General features: G+C 69.0%; 4 protein-coding genes. 2 read left to right on the top strand and 2 right to left on the bottom strand.

Going from position 1 to position 3,191, the window contains the following annotated elements:
* On the top strand, positions 1 to 874 hold an 874-nt coding region (locus AC1D15_RS23860), incomplete at its 5' end, for an FAD-dependent oxidoreductase (protein WP_477827926.1).
* A 117-nt stretch (positions 875 to 991) separates the two neighbouring features.
* Positions 992 to 1,831, top strand: a complete 840-nt coding sequence (locus AC1D15_RS23865) for a YihY family inner membrane protein (RefSeq protein WP_477827927.1) — start codon at positions 992 to 994, stop codon at positions 1,829 to 1,831.
* Here the strand turns inward: AC1D15_RS23865 and AC1D15_RS23870 are convergent, their stop codons facing one another.
* Together AC1D15_RS23870 and AC1D15_RS23875 are read right to left on the bottom strand one after the other, a co-directional pair.
* Entirely contained in the window at positions 1,832 to 2,554 is a 723-nt protein-coding gene (locus AC1D15_RS23870) for a class I SAM-dependent methyltransferase (RefSeq protein ID WP_477827928.1), read from the bottom strand.
* The coding region (locus AC1D15_RS23875) for an alpha/beta fold hydrolase (RefSeq protein ID WP_477827929.1) at positions 2,544 to 3,191 on the bottom strand (648 nt) is incomplete at its 5' end. The genes AC1D15_RS23870 and AC1D15_RS23875, both read right to left, overlap by 11 nt.

The raw sequence follows: 3,191 nt of genomic DNA on the forward strand, positions 1-3,191 counted from the left end.
GCGCAAGGGCATCCGCACCGGCATCGTCGCCGAGCGCTTCGGCGGCCAGACGCTGGACACGCTGGGCATCGAGAACTACGTGTCGATCCTCGAGACGCAGGGCCCGAAGTTCGCGGCCGCGCTGGAAGCGCATGCGCGCGTCTACGAGGTCGACATCATGAACGGCCAGCGCGTCGCGGCGCTGGAGCCGGCCGCGCAACCGGGCGGCGAGATCACCGTGACGCTGGAGAACGGCGCGGCGTTGAAGAGCCGCAGCGTGATCCTCTCGACCGGCGCGCGCTGGCGCAACGTGAACGTGCCTGGCGAGGCCGAGTACAAGAACAAGGGCGTGGCCTACTGCCCGCACTGCGACGGCCCGCTGTTCAAGGGCAAGCCGGTCGCGGTGATCGGCGGCGGCAACTCGGGCGTCGAAGCGGCGATCGACCTGGCCGGCATCGTGGCGCACGTCACCGTGGTGGAGTTCGCCGACGCGCTGAAGGCCGATGCGGTGCTCGTGAAGAAGCTGCACAGCCTGCCGAACGTGACGGTGCACACCAACGCGCAGACGACCGAGATCACCGGCGACGGGCAGAAGGTCAATGGCCTGGTCTTCAAGGACCGCGCGACGGGTGCCGAGCACCGCGTGGAGCTGGCCGGCGTGTTCGTGCAGATCGGCCTGGTGCCCAACACCGAGTTCCTGAAGGGCACGCTGGAGCTGAGCAAGTACGGCGAGATCATCGTCGACGCGCGCGGCGCGACGAACCAGCCGGGCGTGTTCGCAGCCGGCGATGCGACGACGGTGCCGTTCAAGCAGATCATCATCGCCGCGGGCGATGGGGCAAAGGCGGCGCTGTCGGCGTTCGATCACCTGATCCGCACGCCGGTGGCGGCCTGAGCGACCTGAGCGAGTTGCGCAGCATTCCCGGATTTCGCTGCGCTGCATCCGGGCTACGGCATTCGTAGCCCGGGTGACAACCCGGGAAGCGGCCTCTCAAGGGCAGAATGCCCGCCGATGATCCACCTCACCCGACTCACGATCCAGCGCGCCCGGGCCGAGCGGCTGCCGCAGATCGCCGGCAGCCTCACCTTCACGACCGTGCTGTCGGTGGTGCCGTTTCTCGCGGTGTGCTTTGCGCTCTTCACGCGCTTCCCGATGTTCAAGCGACTTGAGGACGCGATCGAGGAGCATCTGCTGCGCAGCCTGCTGCCCGAGGAGATCTCGCGCACCGTGCTGCGCTACCTGGCGCAGTTCGCGACCAACGCGAACGGGCTGACGCTGGTCGGCTCGCTGTTCCTGGTGGTCACCGCAGTGGCGCTGCTGCTGACCGTCGAGAACGCGCTGAACCAGATCTGGAAGGTGAAGAAGAACCGGCCGTTCCTGAAGCGCGTCGGCATGTACCTGCTGATGATCGGGTTCGGCCCGCCGCTGCTGGGCGTGAGCCTGTGGGCCACGTCGTACGCGGTGAGTGCCTCGGCCGGGCTGATCGAGACGCTGCCGCCGTGGGCCAAGTTCGGGCTGACGCTCGGGCCGGCGCTGATCGGCTCGATCGCGATGGCCGCCCTCTTCCACTTCATGCCGAACACCCGCGTGCGCAAGCGCGATGCGATCGTCGGTGGCCTGATCGCCGGCATCGCGTTCGAGCTGGGCAAGCGCGGCTTCGCGGCCTATGTGCTGAAGCTGCCGACCTACAAGACGGTGTACGGCACCTTCGCGGCGTTTCCGGTGTTCCTGCTGTGGGTGTACTTCTCGTGGCTGGTGACGTTGGCGGCGGCGTTGGTGACGTCGAACCTGGCGCGAGCACGGAAGCAGCCCGCGAACAGGAAGCCCGACAAGAAGCTGGCCAAGGCCTGATCAACCGCCGACCGGTTCCAGCGGCTTGCGCGCCCACAGCACCGACAGAAACTCCTCGCCGAACACCTCCGCGCCCGGCGGTGGCTTCAGCATGCGCCGTGTGCCCTGCACCTCGAGCCCGGTGGCCCAGATCGCACGCAGTTGTTCTTCGGTGTAGCCCAGGCCGCCGCCCAGCGTGCGGCGCTCGTAGACCTCGGCGTCCGTCAGCCCGCTGCCGCCTTCCGGCCGAAAGCACACCAGGCCGAACCAGCCGCCCGGACGCAGCGCCTCGCTGACCAGCCGCACATAGGTGTGCCGCCGATGCGGGGCCAGGTGGTGGAAGCAGCCGGAGTCGTAGACGAGGTCGAAGCTGCCTGCAGGCATGCCGAGCTCGAAGACCGACTTGCAGTGCCACTGCACCGCCACGCCGAATTCGTTCGCACGCTGCGTGGCCCAATCGATCGCCGCCTGCGCGTAGTCGACGCCTTCGACATCGAAGCCGCATCGGGCGAGGAAGCGCGCGTTGCGGCCGTTGCCGCAGCCGATGTCCAGCGCCCGCAGGCCGGGGGCTGCATGCGCATCGGCCCATTCGGCGAGGTTCTCGTCCGGTGCGTCGCCGAAGAACGGCACCGGCTTCTGGCGATCCGCGTAGAAGCCTTCCCACCAGTCGCCCGCGCGGCCGGCGAACCAGCCGTCGAGCATGGCCAGCACGGGCTCTTCGCCGCAGATCAGTTCATCGGCCATCGGCGAATGCGTCGGTGGCGGCCACCAGCTCCGACGTGATGCCAGGCTCCATCGACGAATGCCCGGCATCGGGCACCACGACCAGCTTGGCCGAGGGCCATGCATCGGCCAGCGCGAAGGCATAGCGCACCGGGCAGATCACGTCGTAGCGGCCGTGCACGATGGTGCAAGGCAGGTGGGCGATGCGCGGCACGCCGTCGAGCAGTTGGTTGGGCGTGAGGAAGGCTCCGTTGGCGAAGTAGTGCGCCTCGAGCCGCGCGAGGTTCAGCTCGAAGACGGCGTCCTCCGGCCGCAGCGGCTCGGCCGGCAGCGGGATGAGCCGCAGGCAGGCGCCTTCGTAGTGGCTCCAGGCGCGCGCGGCGGCGGCGTGCACGGCGGGGTCGGGGTCGCTCAGGCGGCGCTGGTAGGCCGCGAGCAGGTCACCGCGTTCCTCGGGCGGAATGGCGCCGGCGAACGCTTCCCACTCCTTCGGATAGAACTGCCGCATGCCGTGCAGCCACCACTGCTGCTCCTCGGTGCTGGCGAGCCAGATGCCGCGCAGGATCAGGCCGAGGCAGCGCTCGGGGTGCGCCTGCGCATAGGCCAGCGACAGCGTGGAGCCCCACGAGCCGCCGAACACCAGCCACTGCGCGATGCC

The organism is Rhizobacter sp. P2_H2, assembly GCF_056403375.1.